This is a genomic window from Aeromicrobium changchenzhani (assembly GCF_057586615.1).
The window spans coordinates 604,911-628,075 of the sequence record NZ_CM172480.1 but is presented as its reverse complement, the minus strand read 5'-3'; the positions used below and the strand labels follow the sequence as shown (position 1 = coordinate 628,075).

At 57.6% G+C, this 23,165-nt stretch carries 24 protein-coding genes; 11 read left to right on the top strand and 13 right to left on the bottom strand.

Translation table 11 applies throughout. The features are described 5' to 3' along the window. Positions 1 to 10 precede the first annotated feature (10 nt). From AC2YB9_RS03265 to AC2YB9_RS03240, 6 genes are all read left to right on the top strand, one after another. A complete protein-coding gene (locus AC2YB9_RS03265) occupies positions 11 to 637 on the top strand; it encodes an acyltransferase (RefSeq protein WP_487267327.1) in 627 nt (208 codons plus the stop codon). Beyond that, positions 627 to 1,583, top strand: a complete 957-nt coding sequence (locus AC2YB9_RS03260) for a glycosyltransferase family 2 protein (RefSeq protein ID WP_487267326.1) — start codon at positions 627 to 629, stop codon at positions 1,581 to 1,583. Before AC2YB9_RS03265 ends, AC2YB9_RS03260 begins: the two co-directional genes overlap by 11 nt. Then, positions 1,583 to 3,142, top strand: coding sequence for an O-antigen polysaccharide polymerase Wzy (wzy, locus tag AC2YB9_RS03255; RefSeq protein WP_487267325.1), 1,560 nt, complete (start codon positions 1,583 to 1,585; stop codon positions 3,140 to 3,142). Before AC2YB9_RS03260 ends, wzy begins: the two co-directional genes overlap by 1 nt. Next, positions 3,132 to 4,382 (top strand): glycosyltransferase, encoded by a 1,251-nt coding sequence (locus tag AC2YB9_RS03250; protein WP_487267324.1) that lies wholly within the window; start codon positions 3,132 to 3,134, stop codon positions 4,380 to 4,382. The genes wzy and AC2YB9_RS03250 overlap by 11 nt, the downstream gene beginning before the upstream one ends. After that, the gene (locus AC2YB9_RS03245; RefSeq protein WP_487267323.1) at positions 4,379 to 5,617 is read left to right on the top strand and encodes an oligosaccharide flippase family protein; all 1,239 of its coding nucleotides are present in this window, start codon (positions 4,379 to 4,381) and stop codon (positions 5,615 to 5,617) included. Before AC2YB9_RS03250 ends, AC2YB9_RS03245 begins: the two co-directional genes overlap by 4 nt. A gap of 134 nt (positions 5,618 to 5,751) precedes the next feature. After that, entirely contained in the window at positions 5,752 to 6,027 is a 276-nt protein-coding gene (locus AC2YB9_RS03240; protein ID WP_487267322.1) for a serine O-acetyltransferase, read from the top strand. Between the two features lie 34 nt (positions 6,028 to 6,061). Here AC2YB9_RS03240 and tviB read toward each other — a convergent pair whose 3' ends face one another. Both tviB and AC2YB9_RS03230 read right to left on the bottom strand, forming a co-directional pair. Beyond that, positions 6,062 to 7,342, bottom strand: a complete 1,281-nt coding sequence (gene tviB, locus AC2YB9_RS03235) for a Vi polysaccharide biosynthesis UDP-N-acetylglucosamine C-6 dehydrogenase TviB (protein WP_487267321.1) — start codon at positions 7,340 to 7,342, stop codon at positions 6,062 to 6,064. Positions 7,343 to 7,517: 175 nt separating this feature from the next. Next, positions 7,518 to 9,041 carry a thermonuclease family protein gene (locus AC2YB9_RS03230; protein WP_487267320.1) on the bottom strand — a complete coding sequence of 508 codons (1,524 nt, stop codon included), beginning with the start codon at positions 9,039 to 9,041 and terminating at the stop codon, positions 7,518 to 7,520. 400 nt (positions 9,042 to 9,441) lie between these two features. Here AC2YB9_RS03230 and AC2YB9_RS03225 point away from each other — a divergent pair, with 400 nt between their 5' ends. Continuing rightward, positions 9,442 to 10,725 (top strand): HNH endonuclease, encoded by a 1,284-nt coding sequence (locus AC2YB9_RS03225; RefSeq protein ID WP_487267319.1) that lies wholly within the window; start codon positions 9,442 to 9,444, stop codon positions 10,723 to 10,725. A 95-nt stretch (positions 10,726 to 10,820) separates the two neighbouring features. Here the strand turns inward: AC2YB9_RS03225 and AC2YB9_RS03220 are convergent, their stop codons facing one another. Both AC2YB9_RS03220 and rfbB read right to left on the bottom strand, forming a co-directional pair. Continuing rightward, complete coding sequence (locus tag AC2YB9_RS03220; RefSeq protein ID WP_487267318.1) at positions 10,821 to 12,146, bottom strand: sugar nucleotide-binding protein; 1,326 nt, start codon at positions 12,144 to 12,146, stop codon at positions 10,821 to 10,823. A gap of 4 nt (positions 12,147 to 12,150) precedes the next feature. Further along, positions 12,151 to 13,149 (bottom strand): dTDP-glucose 4,6-dehydratase, encoded by a 999-nt coding sequence (gene rfbB, locus AC2YB9_RS03215; RefSeq protein WP_487267317.1) that lies wholly within the window; start codon positions 13,147 to 13,149, stop codon positions 12,151 to 12,153. Between the two features lie 58 nt (positions 13,150 to 13,207). Here rfbB and rfbA point away from each other — a divergent pair, with 58 nt between their 5' ends. After that, positions 13,208 to 14,077 carry a glucose-1-phosphate thymidylyltransferase RfbA gene (gene rfbA, locus AC2YB9_RS03210; RefSeq protein WP_487267316.1) on the top strand — a complete coding sequence of 290 codons (870 nt, stop codon included), beginning with the start codon at positions 13,208 to 13,210 and terminating at the stop codon, positions 14,075 to 14,077. Between the two features lie 68 nt (positions 14,078 to 14,145). On the opposite strand, the gene AC2YB9_RS03205 is transcribed toward rfbA, so the two are convergent. The 5 genes from AC2YB9_RS03205 to AC2YB9_RS03185 form a co-directional block, all read right to left on the bottom strand. Next, entirely contained in the window at positions 14,146 to 15,393 is a 1,248-nt protein-coding gene (locus AC2YB9_RS03205) for an IS30 family transposase (protein ID WP_487266578.1), read from the bottom strand. Between the two features lie 104 nt (positions 15,394 to 15,497). Next, a complete protein-coding gene (locus AC2YB9_RS03200) occupies positions 15,498 to 15,815 on the bottom strand; it encodes a DUF1416 domain-containing protein (protein WP_487267315.1) in 318 nt (105 codons plus the stop codon). Beyond that, on the bottom strand, positions 15,815 to 16,663 hold the full coding sequence (locus AC2YB9_RS03195) for a sulfurtransferase (protein ID WP_487267314.1): 849 nt from the start codon (positions 16,661 to 16,663) through the stop codon (positions 15,815 to 15,817). Before AC2YB9_RS03195 ends, AC2YB9_RS03200 begins: the two co-directional genes overlap by 1 nt. A gap of 58 nt (positions 16,664 to 16,721) precedes the next feature. Then, positions 16,722 to 17,165: a DUF4395 domain-containing protein gene (locus AC2YB9_RS03190; RefSeq protein ID WP_487267313.1), complete on the bottom strand. Its 444-nt coding sequence runs from the start codon at positions 17,163 to 17,165 to the stop codon at positions 16,722 to 16,724. A gap of 193 nt (positions 17,166 to 17,358) precedes the next feature. After that, a complete protein-coding gene (locus tag AC2YB9_RS03185; RefSeq protein WP_487267312.1) occupies positions 17,359 to 18,234 on the bottom strand; it encodes a sulfite exporter TauE/SafE family protein in 876 nt (291 codons plus the stop codon). A 590-nt stretch (positions 18,235 to 18,824) separates the two neighbouring features. Here AC2YB9_RS03185 and AC2YB9_RS03180 point away from each other — a divergent pair. Together AC2YB9_RS03180 and AC2YB9_RS03175 are read left to right on the top strand one after the other, a co-directional pair. Further along, positions 18,825 to 19,373 (top strand): type IV toxin-antitoxin system AbiEi family antitoxin domain-containing protein, encoded by a 549-nt coding sequence (locus AC2YB9_RS03180; RefSeq protein ID WP_487267311.1) that lies wholly within the window; start codon positions 18,825 to 18,827, stop codon positions 19,371 to 19,373. A 452-nt stretch (positions 19,374 to 19,825) separates the two neighbouring features. Next, positions 19,826 to 20,080 carry a hypothetical protein gene (locus AC2YB9_RS03175; RefSeq protein WP_487267310.1) on the top strand — a complete coding sequence of 85 codons (255 nt, stop codon included), beginning with the start codon at positions 19,826 to 19,828 and terminating at the stop codon, positions 20,078 to 20,080. Between the two features lies 1 nt (position 20,081). On the opposite strand, the gene AC2YB9_RS03170 is transcribed toward AC2YB9_RS03175, so the two are convergent. From AC2YB9_RS03170 to AC2YB9_RS03155, 4 genes are all read right to left on the bottom strand, one after another. Then, entirely contained in the window at positions 20,082 to 20,492 is a 411-nt protein-coding gene (locus AC2YB9_RS03170; protein WP_487267309.1) for a TlpA family protein disulfide reductase, read from the bottom strand. 32 nt (positions 20,493 to 20,524) lie between these two features. Continuing rightward, entirely contained in the window at positions 20,525 to 21,343 is an 819-nt protein-coding gene (locus AC2YB9_RS03165) for a hypothetical protein (protein WP_487267308.1), read from the bottom strand. 22 nt (positions 21,344 to 21,365) lie between these two features. After that, a complete protein-coding gene (locus AC2YB9_RS03160; RefSeq protein ID WP_487267307.1) occupies positions 21,366 to 21,833 on the bottom strand; it encodes a helix-turn-helix domain-containing protein in 468 nt (155 codons plus the stop codon). 215 nt (positions 21,834 to 22,048) lie between these two features. Next, the gene (locus AC2YB9_RS03155; RefSeq protein WP_487267306.1) at positions 22,049 to 22,342 is read right to left on the bottom strand and encodes a MoaD/ThiS family protein; all 294 of its coding nucleotides are present in this window, start codon (positions 22,340 to 22,342) and stop codon (positions 22,049 to 22,051) included. An 82-nt stretch (positions 22,343 to 22,424) separates the two neighbouring features. Here AC2YB9_RS03155 and AC2YB9_RS03150 point away from each other — a divergent pair, with 82 nt between their 5' ends. Then, positions 22,425 to 23,150, top strand: coding sequence for a winged helix-turn-helix transcriptional regulator (locus AC2YB9_RS03150; protein WP_487267305.1), 726 nt, complete (start codon positions 22,425 to 22,427; stop codon positions 23,148 to 23,150). The last annotated feature ends 15 nt before the right edge of the window (positions 23,151 to 23,165 follow it).

Below are 23,165 nucleotides of genomic sequence, written 5' to 3'. Positions count from 1 at the left end.
GGAATACCTCATGACGTTGCCTGAGCCGGATCATCAGCCTGCTGTGCGAATCCGTGGTCGCGCACTATTTGATCGGGTTGAACCCCTGCTCATTGCTATGACCACAATCATGCGCTTTACCCCGCGGTCCGTGCGTAAACGAATACTTCTAAGCGTGCGAACCTGGAAGGGGCTGCTAGGCATAGGTGTTCGTTACGCAGTGTTGGTATCTCTGGATATCACCAATCAGCCCAATGTCTCAGTACATGAAGACGTCTACCTTCTGAATATCCGTGGTCTGAGTATCGGGAGAAATGTCAGCGTGCATCCCCGCTGTTATATTGATGCTTCCGGAGGTGTGGCCCTGGGCGACAACGTTTCCGTAGCACACGGCACCACCATCATGTCTACTTCGCACAATTTTGAGCGACTTGATGCGCCGATTAATGATCAGGGTGTAACGGCGGCAAAAACCGTAATCGGCGACAATTGCTGGATAGGGGCACAGTCAGTGATCGTCGCCGGAGTCCACGTTGGCGACGGGAGCGTGATTGGCGCGAATTCTGTAGTGACCAGTGATGTTGCACCCGGAGTCCTTGTCGCAGGTTCACCCGCACGATTTATAAGGTCTCGAGGGGACGATCATCGTGGCCAGTGACGAATCAGTTCAGATTTCCAAGCGTCCACGGGTCGGAGTCGTCACAACTACATGGAACCGCGTGGGCTTGCTCGGTCGCCTGCACAGCAGTTTGTCCGCACAGCAGGACCAAGAGTTCTCTTGGATCGTCGTTGATGACAACAGCTCCGATGGCACGTTGGATTGGTTAACACAGCAACAACAGAACCGGCGCAGCCCGTTCCCAATCATTGTCCTAAAAAACAAGACAAATCGAGGCAAATGTGCTTCTCTGAACCGAGCATTTGCAGAGGTCGATTGCGATTTCTACCTAGTCATCGATAGCGATGATCAACTGAAATCGAATGGATTTGCACTCGTTCGCGCAAAAGTTGAGCAATACCGGCAGCACGAGGAAGTCGGCGCTATTTTTTTCAGTTACCAAGACAGCGATGGTCATGTATTGGGCGCCTCTGGCCACCTTGGGAAAGACCTAGTGATGACACGCGCCGACCACGACGCTCAGCATGGCAAGTACGACGGTGCTGTCGGTTACTTCAGTCGCGTAGTCCTCTCCTACCGATATCCCGAGTATCCCGCAGAAACGTATCTGGGGCCGACAGTTCTGCAGCTAAGAATGGCGCCCCAGTACAAGATAAGTTTCACTGATTCCATCGTTGGGATTGCTGAATACCAACCGGGGGGGTTGACATCAAGCGGACGGCAGCTCCGAATGAGGAACCCGTTAGGAATGATGGAATATTCACGACTCCAACTAGAGCAAGCTCAATCATTGCCCGTGCGCTTGAAATACTCGACGATGTTTCGGGCTTATCAACGGCTCGCCTATGCGCAGAATGCCATCCTCACGACTCAGCATGACCATCTGAGAGGGAGCCCCCTCACATCCATTGCGGGTTTCTTGCTAGCAAAGTATTGGCTTCGGAAACACGGAACTGACTCTGCAATGGCAGCCGGAAGCGCTTGATGAGCCCTACAGATGGCGGTGCACAGAATTGGCCCGATCCGCGCGGTGGTCAGAACCAAAACGAGCCAGTTTGCGATGAGAAGACTGTCCTACTCGAATCAGGCCCGCGGCGTACAACAACGTGGATGCTTTTTACTCAGGCGTTGATTGTTTTGGGTGTGATTGTCAGCGTCTACATATTCATCGGTGCCTCGCCAAAAGGTACATCTGGTGAGAGCCTGTTCCGGCTATGTTGGCTCAATAACTTTCTCCTGGTCGCAGAAATTTTACTGTTACGCAAATCATTTGGATCGCTCCTTTCACCGATTGTGCTCTTTGCAGTCTTCCTCTCACTATTCACAACAGGTCAATTGATCTTATTTTCATTTGGTATTACGGCTAGTGGTGCCGATGTTGTGCTCAGAGAGGACCACTCGTCCATCGCATCAGCGACGGCCTTTTACCTCACAGCCTTTGCATTCTTCTGCTCAGGCTGTTTGATCTCGAATCGATTCGTTCGAACGACGCAGACACATCACGATTCACAACCCAACCAACATGAGTGGGGTCGCAGTCTGCTGTCAGTCGGTGCTGTCTGTTTGACGATCGGGGCGGTCCCATTCATGGTGACTAACTTTCACAACCTTCGTGTGATCTTTAGTCAGGGATATTCAAGCTACTACAGCGGGGACTCGCGCCTTGACTCTCCGTTGCTCAGCCTTTCGTTCCTTTTCATCACTGGGTTGGTCCTTGTAGCTTGTTCAGGTAACGTGACCGCCTACCAACTCGCGACCGGAGCTTTCGTTGCAATCGCGATAATGCGATTGGTGGCAGGCGATCGCGGTGAAGGCTTGATCTATCTGCTGACCGCATTTCTGCTCAAGTCACAGTTCGGCAAGAGCAAGAAAACCCCGCGGTTTCTCGCAGCTTTGCTCATTGTTTTCGCAATAATCGCGATACCTGCTATCGGGATCCTGCGCCAGTCTTTTGGCGCCAATGGTCTAGATTTCAGCGCGGCATTGAGCGAACAGAGTCCGATACAGGGAACACTACGCACGATGGGCGGAACCCTGTTCCCCTTGGTAAATGTGATGCAAGCCGTTCCGGATGCGGTCCAATTCACGATGGGCGGAACCTATGCAAGTGGCATTTTGCATTTGTTTCCCAGAGCAATTTTTTCAGGCACGCTGCTGAACCTCGCCACTGACCCTGTCTACAGCAGTCCGGCTACATGGCTGATGCATTACCTAGGGCTCTCATATGGACCGGGCTTCACCCCATTCGCGGAGGCGTACATGAACTTCGGTTGGTGGGGAGGTTGTATCGCAATGTTTAGTTATGGTGCAGGCTTTGCTTGGCTGCTACGGCTGCCAAGCCGACAATCGGCCTCATGGCCATTACGGACTGCGATTTGCTTGGCCTCGTTTGCGCTGCTTGGCTTCTCAGTTCGTGGCTCCTTCAACTTCACAGTGCCATTTCTCGTTCGCTATATCCTGCTGCCTGCACTTTTAGTTTCAATGTTCGCGAATAGGTTTCGTGGCCGGCGTGAGCGGAGCAAGGACGGTCACAATGGTTCCTGACCGGGCTCACAAGAAGATCCTGTTTGTCGTAAGTTCCATGAACATAGGAGGTCCTCAGAAGAGCCTTATCGGCTTACTGGAACGAGTAGACTACACATCATTTTCGGTCGACCTTTTGGTGCTCAACGGGCAGGCCGGCGACCTGTATTCCTGGGTTCCAGCCGGACCCCGACTTTTGCAACCCTCCCGCGAACTAGCTGCAGCAACCTTGCCGCGCAACCATTTTGTTCGTGCAGCACGAACACTGTTTCACACTGTAACGCGACGCAAGCGGCCAAGACTCATGCTGGAAATTCTGAAAGGGCTGCGCGCGCGGCATGGATGGCAAATTGTCCGTCAGCAAGTCTGGCAATGCGTCAGTCCCGACTTACCACGATTGCCCGACCGATATGATGCAGCAATCGGCATTCTTGGACTCTCGACTTACGCAGTCGTAGATCTCGTTGATGCAAAGTTCAGATATCACTGGATCCGCAGCGATACCCGAATGTTGAATCGAGATCGAAGAATAGAAGAGATTTACTTCACAAAACTCAGCGGAGCGATATCGGTGTCCGGCGAATGCTCGGCAATCTTCCAAGAGATGTACCCCAGCACACAAGGGAAGGTGACAGTCTACAAGAACGATATCCCGCGGAGTCTGGAACTGGCTAACGACAGTAATCTTGACGTTTTACGTGTTGACCCGGAGGTGTGGACCATTCTTACGGTTTCGCGACTTGATCGTCTGAAAGGCATTGATCTTGCAATCGCGGCATGTTCTGAACTTCTGGCACGCGACTATCGAATCCGCTGGATCGTATTGGGCGATGGGCCAGAGCGCGACAACCTAGAAAAACTTGCGCTTGAGAAAGGGGTTGAACAATCATTCATATTCCCAGGGAGCGTGCTCGACACGACCCCCTATCTCAAAGCCGTTGATTTGTTCGTTCATCCATCTCGTGCCGAAGGCAGATCCAATGCGGTGGAGGAGGCTCGATCACTTGGCAAACCAATTATCGCAACGGCCTACGAGACCGTTTCCGGGCAGGTCAGAGATGGAAGAACCGGTATCGTTTGCGAGATCAGCGCCTCTGGTATCGCAGACGCTATTGAGCGGCTGATCTTGGATCCAGCACTGGGACAGCGCCTCGGCGAGCAAGCAAAACTAGAATACGGCTCCGAAATATGCGATCCTAACCGGCTGCTTCGTCACTTATCTCGAGGCGAAATCCCACACGATCTGGTTGGAACTGCGTGAAAGACTACCGACTCAACCTCATCAACAAGGGACTATCAACAATATCGGGGCTTATTGCTTCAGTGATTATTGCCCGATATCTCGGAGTCGCACTTCGCGGTGAATTAGCCTTCATAACACAGACCGCAGGGCTCATGGCCATAATAATGGGTCTCGGGCTGAATCAGTCGTTCCCATACTTCTACCGCCAAGCTCCCCACAGGGACATCCTCGACGTCTTTGTCAAGTTGGTCTTGCTGCAGTCCGCGATATTTGGGGTAATCGCGCTTGTGCTCGCGATACTTGTAGACGACACTTCCATTCGGTACCTGATGCTCTTGGCTGTCATCACGCTGATGTATCAACAAATGGAAAGTCTCATGGCCGTGCACAAAATACGGCTGAAGATACTTACGAACTTGGTTATTTCCGTAGTGCGTGTGCTCCTGCATGTACTTATGTTCGTCTGGCTTCCTACGAACCTGCTTTGGCCGGTGCTGATCTACTGCGCAGTGTGGGCACTGGCAGTCTGCACCTACCTCGTGGCCTTAGGCGGCGTATCCCGACGGCAGCTCCAGCGTAAACAGGTTCGATCCATTTTTGGTTTCAGTTGGCTTCCGATGCTCACTTCGCTGCTGACTGTTGCGAACTACAACGTCGATACGTTGATGCTGAAGTGGCTCGGTCAACCTTTAGATCTCGGCTATTACGCCGTGGCGGCCGGGATTGCCGTCTATCTGTGGGTGATTCCAGATGCGATCAAGGAAGTTTTGGTATCTCGCGTCGCCCGATCGGACGACGTCAGACAAGTCCTCCTGCCGCTAAAAGCAGCGGTGGTTCTTGGTATCGGAAGCATCGGGTTAGTTGTTGCTGGAGGCCGATTTGCAATCGAAGCGCTTTTTGGCGCAGAGTTCCTACCCTCATATCGGCTCTGCGCGATTTTGTCGATAGGCGTTGTCAGCATGATCTACTATAAAATTCTTGGAGTGGTGATGCTTGTGGAAGGCCGTCGGCTCTTTTACTTCTCTATCTTGGCAATTGCAGTGTCGGTGAATATCGCGGTGAACCTGGCCGTTATCCCGAAATTTGGTGCAGACGGCGCGGCGTGGGCCACGGTCGTTTCATACACGCTGACGGGCGGAGCTTTTGTGATCTACTTCAGCAGGATCAAAGGACTACGCATCCGGGAGGTCATCCTGGTTAGTCGTCAAGACATTCACGATATGAGATCAAGATTAGAGCGGAAGCAAGCATGACGAACATACGGACTCTCGACTGGGCACGATCGTTGCACCTAGCTAAAATTCCACTTCTGCCGCGCATTCTAGGACGTATTACGCGTCTATTTTACTCGTGCGAAATCCCATATACTGCTGACATCGACTCATCCGTGATCTTCGTGCATCGTGGGCTCGGTGTCGTAATCGGTCACGACACCGTCATTGGCCCAAGAACAAAGGTGCTCCAGAACGTCACTATCGGCGGCCGAAGTGGAGTGCGAGCAAATCCGCGGATCGGGTCGGATGTGCTAATCGGCGCGGGCGCCGTAATTCTTGGCGACATAACCATCGGTGACCGTGCGACAGTCGCGGCCCAAGCAGTTGTTCTTAAGCATGTGGCGGCTGGCGCGACTGTCGCCGGAGTACCAGCGACAGTGCGCCAATAACTAAGGCCGCCCCACACAGGTAAGTGGCCCAACATCAGAGGCGTAAGTCTGCTTCGCCCTTCGCAAGAGCACATTTAAGGTCATACAGGACATGGCTCGTCTTGCCGAAATTACGAATGCCAGCCTCGCCAAGATCGCGATAACCACTGTGACTCACCGCAAGGACTATTCCGTCGTATATGCCTGAGTCAGGTGATTCGATCATGTCCAAGCCGTACTCGTGTTTGGCTTCCGCTGAATCCACCCATGGGTCATAAACATCAACACTGATTCCGTAGCCCTCAAGTTCGGAGATGATGTCGACGACCCTAGTGTTTCGCAGGTCGGGAGTGTTTTCCTTGAAGGCAAGGCCAAGGATCAAGACACGCGACCCACGTAGGTCAATGCCTTTGTGAATCATGGTTTTGATGAGTTGCGACGCAACATAAGCGCCCATCCCATCGTTCAGGCGCCGACCGGCCAGAATCAATTCTGGATGGTAACCAATGGTCTCTGCCTTATATGTCAGGTAATAGGGATCAACACCAATGCAATGGCCACCGACGAGGCCTGGCTGGAACTTCAAAAAATTCCACTTCGTGCCGGCTGCCGTCAGCACATCCTGGGTATCGATTCCCAGGCGGTTAAAAACGATGGCGAGCTCATTGATCAGTGCGATATTGATGTCGCGTTGGGTGTTCTCAATGACTTTGGCAGCCTCTGCGACACGGATGGACGGAGCCAGATGAGTTCCGGCGGTCACGACCGTGTTGTAGAGGCTGTCAACGAACTGAGCGGCCTCGGGAGTCGAACCTGAAGTGACCTTTAGAATGTTTTCGAAGCGGTGCTCTTTGTCGCCGGGATTGATCCGTTCGGGGCTGTAACCAACATAGAAATCTTCGTTGAAGGTCAATCCACTGACTTTTTCTAGGACCGGAACGCATTCCTCTTCAGTGGCTCCCGGATAGACCGTGGACTCATAGATAACAACGTCACCGCGGGTCAGCGTCGCGCCAATACTCCGAGTTGCTGAGAGGACCGCGCCCATGTCGGGATTCTTATGGTCATCGATCGGCGTTGGCGTGGTGACGATGTAGACGTTTACATCGCTCAGGTCATTGGAGTCGCTCGTGAACTGAAGGCGCTCTGCCTGCTTAAGGTCGGCTTCCTCAACCTCAAGGGTCCGGTCGTAACCCTCGGAAAGCTCAGCGACGCGCGACTCTTTGATGTCGCAACCGATGACGTCGAACTTGCTAGCAAACGAGACCGCGAGGGGAAGACCCACGTAGCCCAGCCCAATGATGCCGATCCGTGCATTCGCGAGGTCCAAGGTCATTGCAGTAAGCCAGTCACTTTCCTAGTTGAGAAGAAGCGGGCTCCGCAACCCACCCGTCGTTATCGGGTGGCCGGTCGAGCTGCTCCAGCCCCTGATCCTACCGTTCAAAATCCTGATGATTTGCGCGTACCCTCGATTCGCTCCGAAGCTTCCGCACCAAGTTCCTGCTACTACTTCAACAAGGGCGCCACGTCTTGCCACCCGGCGCATAACAGCGTGGCCCGGTGTATCCCGGATAGGGATTGCTCGGGGTCGACTTCCCGCCTGATTTGCTGCCGCCGGATTTCTTCGGGGCTCGGGGTCTAGGCACGTTCGCAGCACGCTGTCGAGCAGCCTCTTGGGCCGCTAGCTTGGCAGCAGCCTTACGCTGCACTTCCTCGACCTTCCTGCGCTTGTCAGCGATTGCCGCCTGCTCAGCAAACTTGACCCGGGCCTTCTTCTCCGCGACATTGCGTTTGGCGGCCACACTGCGCAGTTTGGCCTCGCGATCGTCCACCGATTGCAATTGTGCAGCCACCCGCCTGACAGCGCTCGAGCCCGGCGAGGCAAGGACGGCCCTCACTGGCAGCGATGACTTGGCGGCGATCTCCTTACGCAAGACTGCGTACGTTTTCACGACAACCGCAAGAGTGGCTGCGGCTGCAAGCGCCTCTGCGGCAGACATCCCCTTGTCAACGGCCAGCGCTTCGGTTGTCGCTTCGCCGACTTTCGTCGTACGTGCCGCAAAGGTGCATTTCTGACTCGGATCAAAGAAGCCGCGCTTTGCCTTAGCAGCGGAATCGAATGCTTTCTGGATCTCGCCAATCCGTGCGTCGTTACGGCCGACCACGATCGGTACGCCGAGACCGGCCGCTGCCAACTCAGTTGAAAGCATCCGACCGTTGCCAAACTCAATGTGCGCCAGCGTGCGGCCATAGTCATCTTTGCGATCGACGTCATACGCGAGGTTGATTGTCTGCCCTTTGGCGAGCAGCGACCTCGTGAGCTCAGTCGCTTCTTTGCTAAGACACTCAACGGGCTTATTGGGATCCACGCTCTCCGGTGTGTCAACGTTGAGCACACGGACCCTGCGTACCCCTGCGTCTACACGTACGTCGATGGTGTCGCCGTCAACAACTCGCACAACTTTCGCCTCCTGCGCGAAAACCGCCGGTGTGGATACGACGTAGCCGCCAAGCAGTACGACGAAGATCGTTGACATCACGCCGGCCCGCTGCACGCTGCGCTTGTGAAGTGCGCGCTCAAACGCGTTCGGGTCATGGCGAACTACGTGGTAAATCTGCAAACCAACCCAAGTGGCAGCAAAGAGAAAGGCGAACACGAGCCACCCGATGATAGTGGCCGCTCCACTCTTTTGCTTTGTCACGACGATATAGAGAGGTATCAGCGGAAAGCACACAGCCGCATACACGAGTAGCCAGCCGCGAAGCCAGCGGTGCGAAACCGGCTCCGACAGGCCACGTCGCCGCGCGTCATGAACGGCAAGTGCTGATCTGAGGAGCGTGACGCCAGTATGAATAAGGCCCGCATAAGCAATCGCGAGGATCAGCAGGATTAGGGCCCGCGCTGACGGAGTACTGGGCCAATCGTTTGGATCGCCGATCAAACCAAGCAGCGAAATCAGGCCGACGATTAGGATGAACGCGAAACCGGCCCACCTGCCAATCGGGAGCCTTGGTACGTGTTCCTGATCCGACATCTGCTTAATCCCCCTGCTTGCCACCGCCATTGCCGCAGAAATCAAAACGATACAGCGATCGCTGCGGCGGCGTGGACGAATCGAATGAGGAACGATTGGTATCGATGCATTTGCTCGGTCGTCGCAATCGCTCGACCATCGTGGGCCTCTCAGTGGTCGAGTAGCCCGAGGCACGAGGGCGTATCGAGACCCGAGGTTTTCGGCGCTGATGTCGGGTGTCAGTGGCCGGGGTTAGGCTTGAAACGGGGCTTGTATGCAGTCAGGCGTGTCGTCGATAATTCCCCGTCATTTCAACAGATTATTGTGGAAAAGTAGTTGTTTTTGTCGCCGGTTGTGACTACGATAGAAGTAGTTGGTCGAACAGGTGTTCGATATAAACTTGGATCGCATCGGGGGATGAATGATGGTGGACACAAGGCATTCGGAAGGGTGGCAGCTCAGCGATGAGCAGGTCACTTCTGGTGTCGTTGAGGTGTTCACCAAGATCGCTCGGCTCGAGGCTGAAGCTGCCCGGTTGACGGGCCTGGCGATGGAGCGGGGTCTGCCTCGGCTGGCCGGCAATTCATCGCCGCGTGTGTGGGTCGCGAATCTGACGAAGGTCTCGCCCTATTCGGCCAGCAGGACAGTACGTCGTGCCGAGCAGCTGGGACCCAACGTGGTGGCGACGCAGGCGGCTTGGGTGGCCGGTGAGATCAATTCCGATCAGGCGGAGATTATTGCGACCGCGGTCAACGATCTTCCTGACTATGCCGGCGCTGAACGGCCGCTCGCCGAAAAGCATCTACTTGAGCTGGCTAGCCAGTTTGGGTTGAAGAACCTCACCCGACTCGCGAACCGGATCCTCGAAGTCATCGACCCCGATGGTGTCGATGAATATTTGGGTGAACAGCTCAAGAAGCAGGAACAGAAAGCGCTGCGATCGACCCAACTTGAACTTATTAATGGTGGTGATGGGATGACCCGCATCCGCGGACTACTGCCCACCGCACAAGCCTCGATTTTGAAAGCCTGCCTCGAAGGGATCGCCTCACCACGTCGGGAATCGTTCCAACTGGGTTCACGCAATGAACAAGGTGCGCATTCTGATGCCGCCGTTGGCCGGCTTTCGCACCCTGAACGGATGGGGCGGGCGTTTCTTGAGCTGTTGGAGCATTTGCCATCCGATGCGATGCCCAGCCATGGCGGCCTGGCCGCGTCAATCACGATCAGTATGGATCTCGACCAACTGTGCGACCAGATCGGCACCGTGTCGCTGTCGACCGGCGAGGAAATGTCGGCCTCCCAGGCCCGCAGGTTCGCCTGCAACGCCCATTTGATTCCCTTGGTGCTGGATGGCGAGTCGAAGGTTCTTGATTACGGCACCGAAAAGCGGATCTACAGCAAACACCAACGCATCGCCCTTGCTAAAAGAGACGGCGGCTGTTGTTGGAAAAATTGCAATCGGCCGCCAGCCTGGTGTGAAGCCCATCATCTTGTCTGGCATACACGCGGCGGACCGACGACTATAGCCAACGGTGCCCTGTTCTGTTTTTTCCATCACCATCTTCTTCATGACGGTGAATGGGACGCACGCATGGGAGTCGACGGAGTCGTGGAGATCATCCCGCCAAGACGCGTCGACCCGCAACAGAAACCCCTGCGGCATGACCAACGCATACCCGTCGCCAGCCCCTGGGCCGCATAAGCAAGAGGGCTCTGCCCAGATGTGGTTTCGATACACCCTCGTACCCCGGTCTACTCAACATTGAGGATGATGGTGTTGTTCTGTGCGGGGTCGGGTTACTCAACCGGCGGCGGCTGAAGCGTGCTGTGCTTGGGCCTTGGGGCGAGGTCTTTGCCTTCGCCATACTTCTCGGTTGAGATAGGTGAGACCCGATCAGGGTCGTGACCTGCTGCCGCAAAAACGTCGCGGGCGATCTCGTACCAGCTTTGCGGCGTTCCACCGCTGGTGATGTTGTGGGTGCCAAATGGTGCGTTCGAATGAAGCAGCTTGATGATCCCGTCGGCAAGGTCACCGGTGTAAGTCAGCAGGCCGATCTGGTCATCGACGACGGACGGGTTCACACCTTTTTCGGCCAAAGACTGCATGGTCTTGATGAAGTTGTTGCCATCGCCGATAACCCAACTGGTCCGAACGACATAGTGCTTGGAAACAATGCTCACCGCGAGATCGCCGGCGGCTTTGCTCTGGCCATAGACGCCAAGCGGTGAAAAGAGTTCATCGGTGCGATGGGTCTCCTCGGCCCCGTCGAAGACGTAGTCACTCGATACGTGGACGAGGGTCAGGTTATGGGCGAGTGCGGCCTCAGCCAGCAGCGCGACTGCGTGTGCGTTGATCCGCCAAGCATCGCGCCGGCCCTGCTCGGTCTCGGCCAGGTCGACCGCCGTGTAGGCAGCAGCGTTGATGATGGTGTCGAAGTCGGACCAACTGACGCCTGCGTAAGCACCACGATCGGCGATATCGAATTCTTTCCGGTCCCACCCCACCGCGTTGGGGAGACGTTCGACCAGAGCACGCCCTAACTGACCGTTCGCACCGAGGACCAACGTTTTGCGCGGCTTCACCGGGATGACGTCCGCAAGGCGCGGATGAGTACGGTCTTTATCCGATAGTTCAGCCTGACTGAGCGGGATGGGCCACTCGATCGCGACGGTCTCGTCAGCCAGATTGAGGAACGTGTAGGCGGCGTCGGCGCTCCAATGGTCGTTGACCAAATAGGAGTAAGTGGTGTTGTCGACCAACGTTTGGTAGGCATTGCCAACCCCCCGCGGAACAAACATCGTGGTGCCTGGATCGACCTCGGCGGTGAATACGGTGCCAAATGAATCGCCCTCGCGCAGGTCCACCCAGGCAGCGAAGACCTTGCCATTCGCGACCGAGACGAGTTTGTCCCACGGCTCAGCGTGAATGCCGCGGGTCGCCCCGGTCGATTCATTGAGCGACATGTTGTTCTGGACTGGACGAAAGTCTGGCAAACCCAACGCAATCATCTTTTCGCGCTGCCAGTTCTCCTTGAACCAGCCGCGCGGATCTCCGTGAACCGGAAGCGTGATCTGTAAGAGTCCCGGAATTGGTGTTTCGGTGACGCTCAGCTCATTGACCACCGATTCACTGCCCTTGCTTTTGGTAGGTCGCTTCGGTGACCGATTTTTGTGGGCGCCACCACGCCTCGTTGTTCTTGTACCAATCGATTGTTTCGAGCAGTCCGCGTTGGAAGTCGCCGTAGCGGGGCGACCAGCGGAGTTCCTGACGCAGTTTAGTCGAGTCGATCGCATAGCGCAGATCATGGCCCGGTCGATCATTCACATGATCGAAATCATCGGCCGGGCGACCGAAGGATTCTAGGATCAACTCGATTACTTGGCGATTGCTATGTTCGCCATCGGCGCCGATGAGATAGGTCTCGCCCTGCTTACCCGCGTCGAGAATCGTCAGGACGGCAGCGCTGTGATCGTCGGCATGGATCCAATCGCGAACGTTGAGGCCTGCGCCATACAGTCTGGGCCGGATGCCGTCGATCAGATTAGTGATCTGGCGGGGGATAAATTTTTCGACGTGTTGGAAGTGCCCGTAGTTGTTGGAGCAGTTGCTGATCGTCGCATTGAGGCCGAAGGATCGAACCCAAGCGCGTACCAAAAGATCAGAGCCGGCCTTCGTCGACGAATACGGACTAGACGGGCTGTAGGGCGTCGACTCGGTGAACCGTTGCGGGTCATCGAGCTCAAGGTCACCATAAACCTCATCGGTCGAGATGTGGTGATAGCGCGTCTCATGCTTACGCACCGCCTCCAGTAGACAGAACGTACCGACAAGATTCGTCTGCACAAACGGACTGGGATCGTTGAGGGAATTGTCGTTGTGCGACTCGGCGGCATAGTGCACCACCGCATCAGCATCAGCCACAAGCCCATCGACAAGCGCAGCGTCGCAGATGTCGCCAACCACGAGATTGACTCGGTCCGCTGGGAGACCGGCCAGCGATGCCCGATTGCCCGCATAGGTCAATTTGTCGAGCACTGTCACCTGCGCCTCGGTGTTGGCAACAACATAATGGACGAAGTTGGAGCCGATGAAGCCCGCACCACCGGTCACCAGAAGTTTACGCATGGCGCTAGTTTAGGGGTTTGCCACCAATCGCTCAGTCGAACTCCCTATCATCAGAGTCATGCGAGGAATCATTCTTGCCGGTGGCACCGGCTCACGGCTGCATCCGGTCACGCTTGGCGTCAGCAAACAGTTGGTTCCGGTCTATGACAAGCCGATGATCTATTATCCGCTTTCGACCCTGATGCTCGCCGGAATCCGCGACATCCTCGTCATCACGACGCCGTACGATGCGATCTATTTCGAAAATCTCCTCGGCGATGGCTCCCAGTTCGGTGTCTCGATCACCTATCGGGAACAACCGTCGCCCGATGGCCTAGCGCAGGCGTTCATTCTCGGCGCCGATCACATCGGCGACGACTCGGTTGCACTCGTACTGGGCGACAACATTTTTTACGGTCCGGGGCTAGGCAACCAACTCCAACGGTTCAAAGTCGTCGACGGCGCAGCAGTCTTCGGCTATTGGGTTGCCGATCCCACCGAATACGGCGTCGTCGAATTCAATGCCGCGGGCAAAGCGATCTCGCTAGAAGAAAAGCCGGAACGGCCGCGCAGCAATTATGCAGTGCCAGGGCTGTATTTCTACGACAACTCAGTCGTCGCTCACGCCGCGGATCTGAAACCGTCCGATCGTGGCGAATTGGAGATCACCGACCTCAACCAGATCTATCTCGACGCCGGCAAGCTTTCGGTCGAGATCCTCCCGCGTGGAACAGCATGGCTCGACACGGGAACATTTGAATCGCTCAATGATGCCTCCAACTTCGTCCGCACCGTCGAACGCCGGCAAGGCCTCAAGATCGCCTGTCCCGAAGAGATCGCGTGGCGGCAAGGTTTCCTCGGCACCGACGAACTCCGCCAACGCGCCGAGCCGCTAGTCAAGAGTGGCTACGGGAGATACCTACTCGAGTTATTGGACCGGGAAGCTTAAGTCGCTCAAACCGGTGACAACAAAACGCCCAGATTTGTTCAAATTCTGCCCGTTTGATGAAGGTGGATTCAATCGGTCGGCGCAACACCGGGTTGATTTGCGTGGTCCCAGACTAGTGTGGCGAGGACTTCTCTGGGGGTGCGCCATTGGTGGCGTTTGCGTGGCCGGTCATTGAGTTGGTTCGCGACGAACTCGAGATAGTCCGCGTGGTAGCCCGATAGATCGGTGCTTTTGGGGAAGTACTGACGCAGCAGCCCGTTGGTGTTCTCATTCGAGCCCCGCTGCCATGGTGAATGTGGGTCACAGAAGAAGATGTCGATGTCCAAAGCGGTGGAGATTGCCTTGTGGTTGGACATTTCGATGCCTTGGTCCCAGGTCACCGATCCGCGTAACTGTGTGGATAGTTTTCCCATCTGGATGATCATCTGGTCCTGAACTTCCTCAGCGCCGTGACGCTCGGGCAGATGAAGCAACATCACGAAACCTGTGCTGCGTTCGACCAACGTTCCGATCGCGGACTTGTTCAGCTCACCGGTGATCAGATCGCCTTCCCAATGACCCGGAACAGCCCGGTCTTCGACTGCGGCAGGTCGTTCGCTGATGTTGACCATGTCCTTGATCCGGGTCTGTCGCCGGCCTTCTTTGCGGTGGGGTTTGCGCACCGCTCGACCGGTTCGTAAGCAGGTAGTGAGCTCACGTTTGAGCGCACCTCGGCCCTGGACATAGAGCGACTGGTAGATCGTCTCGTGTGACACCCACATCTCCGCCTCATCGGGAAAATCCAACCGTAACCGGTTCGCAATCTGCGCGGGCGAGTGCTTCTTCTTCTCGAGCCGGAACTGGACCTCATCACGAAGCCGTTGGTTCGTCGCCAACTTCGCTGGCTTGGGACGCGCCCGTCTGGCAACACCACGCCGGTGGGCCTTCGACGGGGAATATTTCCAGCCCTTGGTTCTCGGACGACCCGCAACTGACGGGTTCAACGCAGCCAAGGACCGGTACTGCTGGTGATACATGTTCGCCCGCAATTCACGTAGCACCGTTGAGGGCGCCCGGCCGATCGACCGGGCAATCGATCGGATCGATTCATCAGCATGCAGGCCGGCGTGAATCCGCTCGCGATCGGCAACACTCAGATAACGACTCGTTGCGGGCAGGACCAGCGACATTGGCGGCATACCGCCACCTTTGCGCACCCACTTCTTGGCCGTTTCAACCGACACACCCGCAGCCCGAGCAGCCTCCGCGGTCGACAAGCCCTCACGAACCCGAATCCAAAACCCACGCTGACGATCAACATCAGGGAAACGGCCCATACAGCACTCCAAAATTCAGAGTGTTGCGTCGACTCCTTGAACTCAAGGAAATGGGAAGGGCAAGATTCGAACAAATCTGGGCGTCAGCGTCTTTGGTGCACTGTTTAGGCGTGCGAGGGTTGCTTCGCGATCTCGATCTCTAGGTCGACGACGGTGCCGACCTTGGCGATGACCTTGCGATCAGTCGGGTCGGCTCCGGGGGCGAGCGTGCGTAACGTCCACTCCCCGTCTCCTGCGAAGAACCGGAACTGGCCGGTCACCGACACTGGAACTTCGGCGGTGAATTCACCGGTGCGGTCGAGCAGGCGCACATACGCCGTTGCAACCGCTTCGCCATCGCGAGTCACGAATCCTTGGATGACTGCCTGATTCTCGACATCGACACCGTCGAGCGACGGGCCGCCCTTGATCGCGCCGCACATCAGGCGACACCCGGCTCGTCGCCAATAGCAACCGGGACGCCGCGCAGCGAACCGTACTCGCTCCACGAGCCGTCATAGTTCTTGACGTTCTTGAGGCCGAGGAGTTCGGACAATACGAACCAGGTGTGCGAACTGCGCTCACCGATACGGCAATAGGCGATCGTGTCCTTGCCTTCGTCGAGGCCCGCATTCCCATAGAGAGTCTTGAGTTCTTCATCGCTCTTGAAGGTGCCATCATCATTGGCTGCCTTGGACCACGGCACGTTGCCGGCGGTGGGTACGTGACCACCGATCTTGCCCGACTCCTGCGGCAGATGTGCTGGCGCCAACAGTCGACCAGCGAACTCATCGGGACTACGGACGTCGATCAGGTTTTGCGTGCCAATCGCCGCGACAACATCATCACGGAAAGCGCGGATCGAGGTATCCGGCTCCTGCGCGGTGTAGGTCGTGGCCGGACGGATCGTGGCCTCGTCGGTCAACAGGCGGCTCTCGAGCTCCCACTTCTTACGGCCACCATCGACGAGGCGCAGGCTTTTGTGGCCATACAACTTGAGGTACCAGTAGGCGTAGGCCGCGAACCAGTTGTTGTTGCCGCCGTAGAACACGATCGTGTCGTCATTCGCGACACCCTTCGCGCTCAGCAATTTTTCCAGGTCGTCCTTGTTGATGAAGTCGAAGCGGATCGGGTCCTGCAGGTCCTTGCGCCAGTCGAGCTTGATGGCGCCCTGCAGGTGGCCCTTGTCGTACGCTTCGGTGTCCTCGTCGACCTCGACGAAAACAATCTTGTCGGTGCCGAGGTTTTGCTCGGCCCATTCCGTGCTGACGAGCGCTGTATCGCGACTCATGGTGTACCTCCGGTTAGTGCCCGTGTGGGCGGTTGTTCGTATGAGTGATGGGTATGGGTTATGCCGCAACCTTGACCGGGGTTAGCCGGCGCAAGATGAGATAGGTTTCGCAGCCGAGGCAGAAGCCGACAGATGCGTTGAGCAATGCCGCGACGAGCGCGAATGCCGTTGCGATGTAGGCGATGAGGTCCACGCCACCGGCAAATCCGGCCAGTGCGACGACCAAGAACAGCAGGCCGACGAGCTGAGCGAACCGTGGTGGCCGAGCATCTTCGAACTCAGTCGGCGCGCCGATTCGTGGGCGTATGACCTGCTTGAACAGCAACCCATACGGCGCGGTGTGCAGACCGCCGAACGCGCCGAGGGCAAACACGATCGCCTGGATTGTCAGGAGCGATATGGCGATGCGTACCGGTACTACCAACGAGACAGCCAGAACGACTGAGGTGATGGCGGCACCGAAACGCAGGCCGCGAGGATCCACGTGAGTGGGGTGAGACATGGGGTTGCTCCAACGCTGAAGTCAGAAATTCACAAGGTCATGGACGTGCCACAAGGGCGGATGTGATGAATCAGCGCATTCGACACAGCGCGGAACGCGTACGGCAGTTGTCCACTGCCCGGCGTCGCGTGAGGTGTGTCGTTTGGAACATGGCTCAAGAATACGACCCCTACCGAAGGGCCTATCTCAGGTCTCAGGATATGGACTTTCGTCTCATAGAGTGGCGTATCGACTCGAGCATCAGCATCGCCACACCGATGATTGCGATTGCCACCGGCGGCACCTTGAGTAGTCCTAATCCGGTTAGAAAGAGGACAATCACCACCGCGCGCCTGATCATCTGTTGCGGGACCCGATTGGCCAGCCGGGCGCCGAGGAATGTGCCCGGGCTGCCGCCAATGATCAACGGAATGAGGATTGCCAGATCAGCGCCACTAACGATCAGGTGACCCAATGCCGCCGAGGCGACCAGCGGGACGGCTTGGACGAGATCGGTGCCAACCAGTTTCACCGGCGACAATCGCGGATGCATCAACAACAACACGACCATGATGACCGAGCCCGAGCCGACCGAGGTCAGGCCGACGAGCAACCCGCCGACGGCACCGAGCAGGAAGGTCGGCAGCGGCCGGACCGTCACGTCGACGGCCGTCCCTTCGTCGTTGTTCCGCCGGCGTGACAGGTAGGCGCGGAGTGCATACGTCGCGGCAGCCAACAGGAGTGCCACGCCAATCGCAGCCTTCAGGAAGGATGCCTGCTCATCCTTCGTACCGAGCGCGTCAACGATGAAGGCACCGGCGAAGGCCGTCGGAACCGAACCGGCGATCAACCAGCCGGCCAGGCGGAGGTTGGGCGAGCCCTGTCGCCAGTGGACTAATGCCCCTACCGACTTGTTGACTGCGGCGGCAACCAGGTCATTCGCAACCGCAGCTGCGGGCGGAATGTTGAGGAAGATCAAGGCCGGCGTCATCAACGCGCCGCCACCAATGCCAGTCAAGCCGATAACGATGCCGACGCCGAAACTCACCATGAGCAGATTCACGGTCTCGGCCGTCAGTAGGTCGGTCATCTACAACGACGATCCGAAGTCAGCCACAGTCGGAGAGTCTGTCATCTCTCGGCTCGGGGTGACGCGGAACTAGAGAGAAAAATCTTCGGCTCGGCGTGGCTGGGAGAAATTGGGTAAAGTTCTATACGAGCAAGACGCTGGCCATATCGAGTGATCGATGTTGCTGGCCTGGCCTCAGGTGTAGCCACGGCAACCTGGGGCTGCTTTTGTTCTAGGCCCGCATAATCTTGGATTCGATTGCCGCGAAAAGATCCGCCTTCTTCGAGATGACCTGACGCCGCACGGCATAGCAAACCGTGTCCGGTAGCCAGAGAAGATGTTCGTCGGCTGGCGATTCACAGGGTCGTCGCCGCATTCACCACGCTCGAGTGCGGGTAGCAGCCGCTCGAAGCACTCCTGTCGCGCCGATTCGCCATAGAGGGACAGTTTTACTTCTGCAGCGATACCCACATATCGCCGTAGACGATTTGATCTAGGCCGTCACAACGTTGATAGTCCCTTGCATACACAATGCAATCTATCCAAGCCTAAATGATGGTCGAACCGTACCGAAAACGGTACGTTTGGGTCACAGAGCGAAGAGGCCATCAATGACTTATCGTGACCAAGTACGCGACATCGCGTACGACCAGCACGGCTACGTCACCACCAAAGACGCAGCCGACTCCGCCATTCCCGCCGTGGAGCTCCGCAAACTCGCCGCCCGCGGAGCGCTCACCAACCTCGCCTACGGTCTTTATCGGTTCAACGACGTGCCGCCAACAGAGCGTGACCAGTTCGCCGAAGCGCTCCTACGTGTAGGGGACGGCGCCTACCTAGTCGCCGATGCGGTGCTTGCCCTGCACGATCTCGCCCAGGTCAACCCGCGGAGCATCAGCGTCGGCACTCCACATCGCACCAGAACCCAGCTCCCTAGTTTCATCCACCTTGTCGACGCTCACGTCCCCGAAAGCGAAATCACAATCTATGAGGGACTACGAAGCACCACAGTGGCCCGCGCCCTACTCGACTGTCGCGGCATCGCCATGCGCGAACGCCTCCGGGACGGAGCACTAGAAGCATGGCGCAAAGGCCTACTCACCCCTGCCGAACGCGCCCGAGTTCGTCGCGGGCTGGCCAATCAGACGAAGGCAGCGTGACCAGCACAAACGCGCTCCCCGCCCGCCAGTACGAGGGATCACCGCTGCCCGACAGCGCCGTTAAAGGCGGCACGGCGATGCCTGTCAGACCCTCCTGCCACCATTGATATTAGGCCTGAACTCGGACTGCAAAACCACAAACGTGCGGTCGGCAGGGCCCCTTTACGAACGGCCTTTGTAAAGGTAATCTTTACGGCATGGGAGTCCTGAATGGAGTTGCGGCATTCAGCCTTCAAACATGGGGTGTTGGCGGCAGACACCATGCATGCATTTCGCCAGGCGATCCGCATCATCGAATTCGAATACGACCATGAGCAACGACTACTGGTCATTGGCCCGGACCGTAGTGGCCGAATGTTGGAACTTGTAGCAGTCCCCAGCTCAAGTCCCATCACGATCATTCATTCCGACCGGCTGCGACCCAAATTTTACAACTATCTGAGGTGAACAAAATGAGCAAAATATCCGTGGCCCATCCGCTTGAGGATGCTCTGGACGCTTTGGATCCCGCAGTGGACACTGGCCGCGACGCAAGCTCGTTCCGCGGGATTATTGCCGCTCGTGAACAGGTGGTTGAAGCTGAAGCTGCGCTACGACAAGCGGTGGCTGAAGCGCGTCAACATGGTGATTCATGGACCATAATCGGCGCGGCACTGGACACGACCCGGCAAGCGGCTTACCAGCGATTCGGTCAGCACAAAAGCTGACTCAGGGGATCGCTTCGCCGAGCGCGGCATACACATTGTCCTTGCGCGGCAGACCGGATCCGCGCTGGACGATGATGCCATCCTTGTCGAGGACGAGGACCGTCGGCGTACGCATGATGTTGAGTCGGCGCACCAGATCAATCTGCAACTCGGCATTGACCTCGACCGTGGTGACACCGTCGACCTTGCCCGCGACATCGTTGAGCAGGATTCGCGTCGCACGGCACGGTGCGCAGAATGAACTGGAGAACTGGACGAGTGTCGCCCGCTCCCCCAAGACCCCACCAATGTCCTCAGCGCTCAACCGTTCGGCGTCATCGCGCTGTTTGAATGAGCCATTCTTCTTCGCCATCGCGCACGCAACCAGCCCGGTTGCAGCAAGCGCTCCGAGGAGGACGAAGAAACCGGTCACAACAGAAGAATACGACTCGCCGGCAACGGACCTCATTGCAAGGTGATCGTCAGACCAACCATCTGCGCCGCGACGAAAACGACGGGTGAGACCAAGACGATTGACATCGCGCCGGGGAAGCCCCAACCCGACGACGCATGCCGCCGACCTTCGCCCCAGGCCCGCCCGAGGATCTGACCCAAGATGGCGAACAGCGCGACGGCAACGCCGACGATCGCACCGTAGGCCCAATTCATGGTCGTGCCGTGGTTGATCAATTCGGCTGAGATTCCGGCGCTGATACCTCCGGCTGACACTGCGGCGCAGCCGATGATCCAACGGTCCCACGGCAGTAGCCAGACAAGAAGAGCAACGCTCAACGCGATCGCACACACGGCAACGGCCGGCGCACTGCCCACCGATTGCGCAGCGCCGATCCAGCCGACTGTTACGGCCGAGAAAGCACAGATCGTGACCGCATACCCGGTGGTGAGGATCAACGCACTGCGTCCGTCTTTGCGGAGTATCTGCGCGATCAAGGTGATGATGACACCCGCGGCGACAGCGGGCAGCATACCGGCGAAAACGCCCGAGTCGACCGCACCGATCGTGCCCGACGTCGTACCCTTGGCGCCGATCAACAGCTGTGGATGGATCGTGATGACGGTCGCGATCAAACCTGCCACGGCGGCCGCGGCGAAGCGGGGCGAGTTGGTCGAATGGCCAGTAGCGTCGGCCGGGGTCGGCGCGGCCGCGACCAGGCACTGCGTGACAAGCACGACGGCCGCCACGAAGTACTCGCCGGTGTAGGCGGCGAGGGTCAATACGCCGGCAAGAGCGATTGACAGGGCGGTCGACTGGACACGGGGCACATGCGAATCGTGCCAGTAGCGATCAACCACCGGCAAATGGCGGTAAGAACTCGACCGTGTCGCGCGTCGCCAAACGCCTCATGCGCACGACGAGAGCCGCCGATGGAACGGTCTTGCCCGAAAGGTAGGTCGACATGCGAGACGCCGAGGTACCTACCCGCCGAGCGAATTCGGCCTTACCCAGTCCGGACGCAGCGACCAGCTGCTGAATCGTCTCGACGACCTCGGCGCGCTCCGAACGCTCAGCATCGCGACGGATATTCGACACCGACTGACGAAGCGCGCCAACAACGCCAGAATCTTCGGCGACCTCAAACACCTGTGCCAGGGCCTGAGCCACATCACCCCACGGTTCGTGACGAACCGCTGCGGTGATCCGGCGCCAGTCGTGCAGACCGCCCCGATCGACGGCGGCAAGAAGACCCTCGAATCCCCAGGTTCCGACCGGATCCGACGGCGCAACATCAAGATTGCGAAACACCAATGCCATCGTCGGCTCACTCCTTTCCGCTTGCCGTCACCATGAGCGCCGCAATCTGTCGGCACGCAACAGTGACGTGATCCCAGTCCTGCCAATATTCATCCAGGCCTTTGTAGCCGCTCAGACTCTTGAGCGTGCGCGTGTCCGCAGGCCGCGGATTTCCCAATTGCCGGACAAGTTGGCTCGAGACCGGCAGCCATCATACTTTTATCACATACGATAAATCAACCACCGGCAAATGGCGGCAAGAACTCGACCGTGTCGCCGTCCTGGAGCTCAACGGTCGCGGGCTCGCGGGCGCCAACCGGGGTCTCGCCGATCAGGATCGAGCAGGTGCTGATCACATCGCGGAAGCGGCCCTGGCCGCCGTGACGACGGTCGATCTCATCGAGCAATTCAGCCAATGTGGTGGCCTCAACCTGCTCGCCTGCGATGCCCGCGGCCTGCTTAGCCGAGGCCCAATAATGCACTGTGACGTTGCCCATGTCTTTGAGTATGCCTGCCGCCGCGTCATCCATATGCAGTATTCTGGCCTATGCAATGAGGCCACGGTGGACTCACCATGGCCTTAACGTGTAATCACCGCCTGGAGGTAGCACGGTGTCGCACCTGCTCCTACTCACCAAAAGCACGCAGTCCTCGGTCGAGGTGCTGCCTGCGCTCGCGCTCCTTCCGCACCACGTCAAAATCCTCCCTGCAGAGGCCGCGGCGCTGATCGACGCGCCGCCTTGTGATGCCGTGATCATCGACGGTCGCCATGACCTCGCTCAGGCGCGCAGCCTCACCCGGGTTATCCGCACGACCGGCGTCGAATGCCCGGTGTTGCTGGTCGTTACCGAGGGCGGCTTGGCCGTTGTCGCGACCGACTGGGGCATGGACGACATCATTCTTACGACTGCGGGGCCCGCCGAATTGGAAGCACGGCTACGGCTCTGCACCGGCCGGCTCGCCGCCGCAGCCGATGGCGAGGATGACAGCCACCTCATCTCCACCAGCGGACTTGTCGTCGACGATGCGGCCTATACCGCCAAGCTGCAGAATCGCAGCCTCGATCTGACTTTCAAGGAGTTCGAGCTGCTCAAGTTCCTGGCTCAGCATCCCGGCCGGGTGTTCACCCGTCAGCAGTTGCTGCACGAGGTATGGGGTTATGACTACTTCGGCGGCACACGTACGGTCGACGTTCACGTACGCCGCCTGCGTGCCAAGCTCGGAGTTGAGAACGAGACGCTGATCGGCACGGTGCGCAACGTCGGCTACCGCTTCGTCGCCACCAAGGAGTCCGCCCGGGAAACAGAGCCTACTGCCGATGCCGACGTCAAGGCTTGAGCCTCGCCTAGGTGA

Bases quoted from the DNA above. Each gene is read 5' to 3' on its own strand.
- AC2YB9_RS03195 (WP_487267314.1), bottom strand. From the start codon at position 16,663: ATGAGTCGCGATACAGCGCTCGTCAGCACGGAATGGGCCGAGCAAAAC.
- AC2YB9_RS03160 (WP_487267307.1), bottom strand. From the start codon at position 21,833: ATGGCATTGGTGTTTCGCAATCTTGATGTTGCGCCGTCGGATCCGGTC.
- AC2YB9_RS03175 (WP_487267310.1), top strand. From the start codon at position 19,826: ATGAGCAAAATATCCGTGGCCCATCCGCTTGAGGATGCTCTGGACGCT.
- AC2YB9_RS03155 (WP_487267306.1), bottom strand. From the start codon at position 22,342: ATGGATGACGCGGCGGCAGGCATACTCAAAGACATGGGCAACGTCACA.
- AC2YB9_RS03265 (WP_487267327.1), top strand. From the start codon at position 11: ATGACGTTGCCTGAGCCGGATCATCAGCCTGCTGTGCGAATCCGTGGT.
- rfbA (WP_487267316.1), top strand. From the start codon at position 13,208: ATGCGAGGAATCATTCTTGCCGGTGGCACCGGCTCACGGCTGCATCCG.
- AC2YB9_RS03230 (WP_487267320.1), bottom strand. From the start codon at position 9,041: ATGTCGGATCAGGAACACGTACCAAGGCTCCCGATTGGCAGGTGGGCC.
- AC2YB9_RS03250 (WP_487267324.1), top strand. From the start codon at position 3,132: ATGGTTCCTGACCGGGCTCACAAGAAGATCCTGTTTGTCGTAAGTTCC.
- AC2YB9_RS03190 (WP_487267313.1), bottom strand. From the start codon at position 17,165: ATGTCTCACCCCACTCACGTGGATCCTCGCGGCCTGCGTTTCGGTGCC.
- wzy (WP_487267325.1), top strand. From the start codon at position 1,583: ATGAGCCCTACAGATGGCGGTGCACAGAATTGGCCCGATCCGCGCGGT.
- AC2YB9_RS03180 (WP_487267311.1), top strand. From the start codon at position 18,825: ATGACTTATCGTGACCAAGTACGCGACATCGCGTACGACCAGCACGGC.
- AC2YB9_RS03185 (WP_487267312.1), bottom strand. From the start codon at position 18,234: ATGACCGACCTACTGACGGCCGAGACCGTGAATCTGCTCATGGTGAGT.
- AC2YB9_RS03205 (WP_487266578.1), bottom strand. From the start codon at position 15,393: ATGGGCCGTTTCCCTGATGTTGATCGTCAGCGTGGGTTTTGGATTCGG.
- AC2YB9_RS03225 (WP_487267319.1), top strand. From the start codon at position 9,442: ATGATGGTGGACACAAGGCATTCGGAAGGGTGGCAGCTCAGCGATGAG.
- AC2YB9_RS03200 (WP_487267315.1), bottom strand. From the start codon at position 15,815: ATGTGCGGCGCGATCAAGGGCGGCCCGTCGCTCGACGGTGTCGATGTC.
- rfbB (WP_487267317.1), bottom strand. From the start codon at position 13,149: ATGCGTAAACTTCTGGTGACCGGTGGTGCGGGCTTCATCGGCTCCAAC.
- tviB (WP_487267321.1), bottom strand. From the start codon at position 7,342: ATGACCTTGGACCTCGCGAATGCACGGATCGGCATCATTGGGCTGGGC.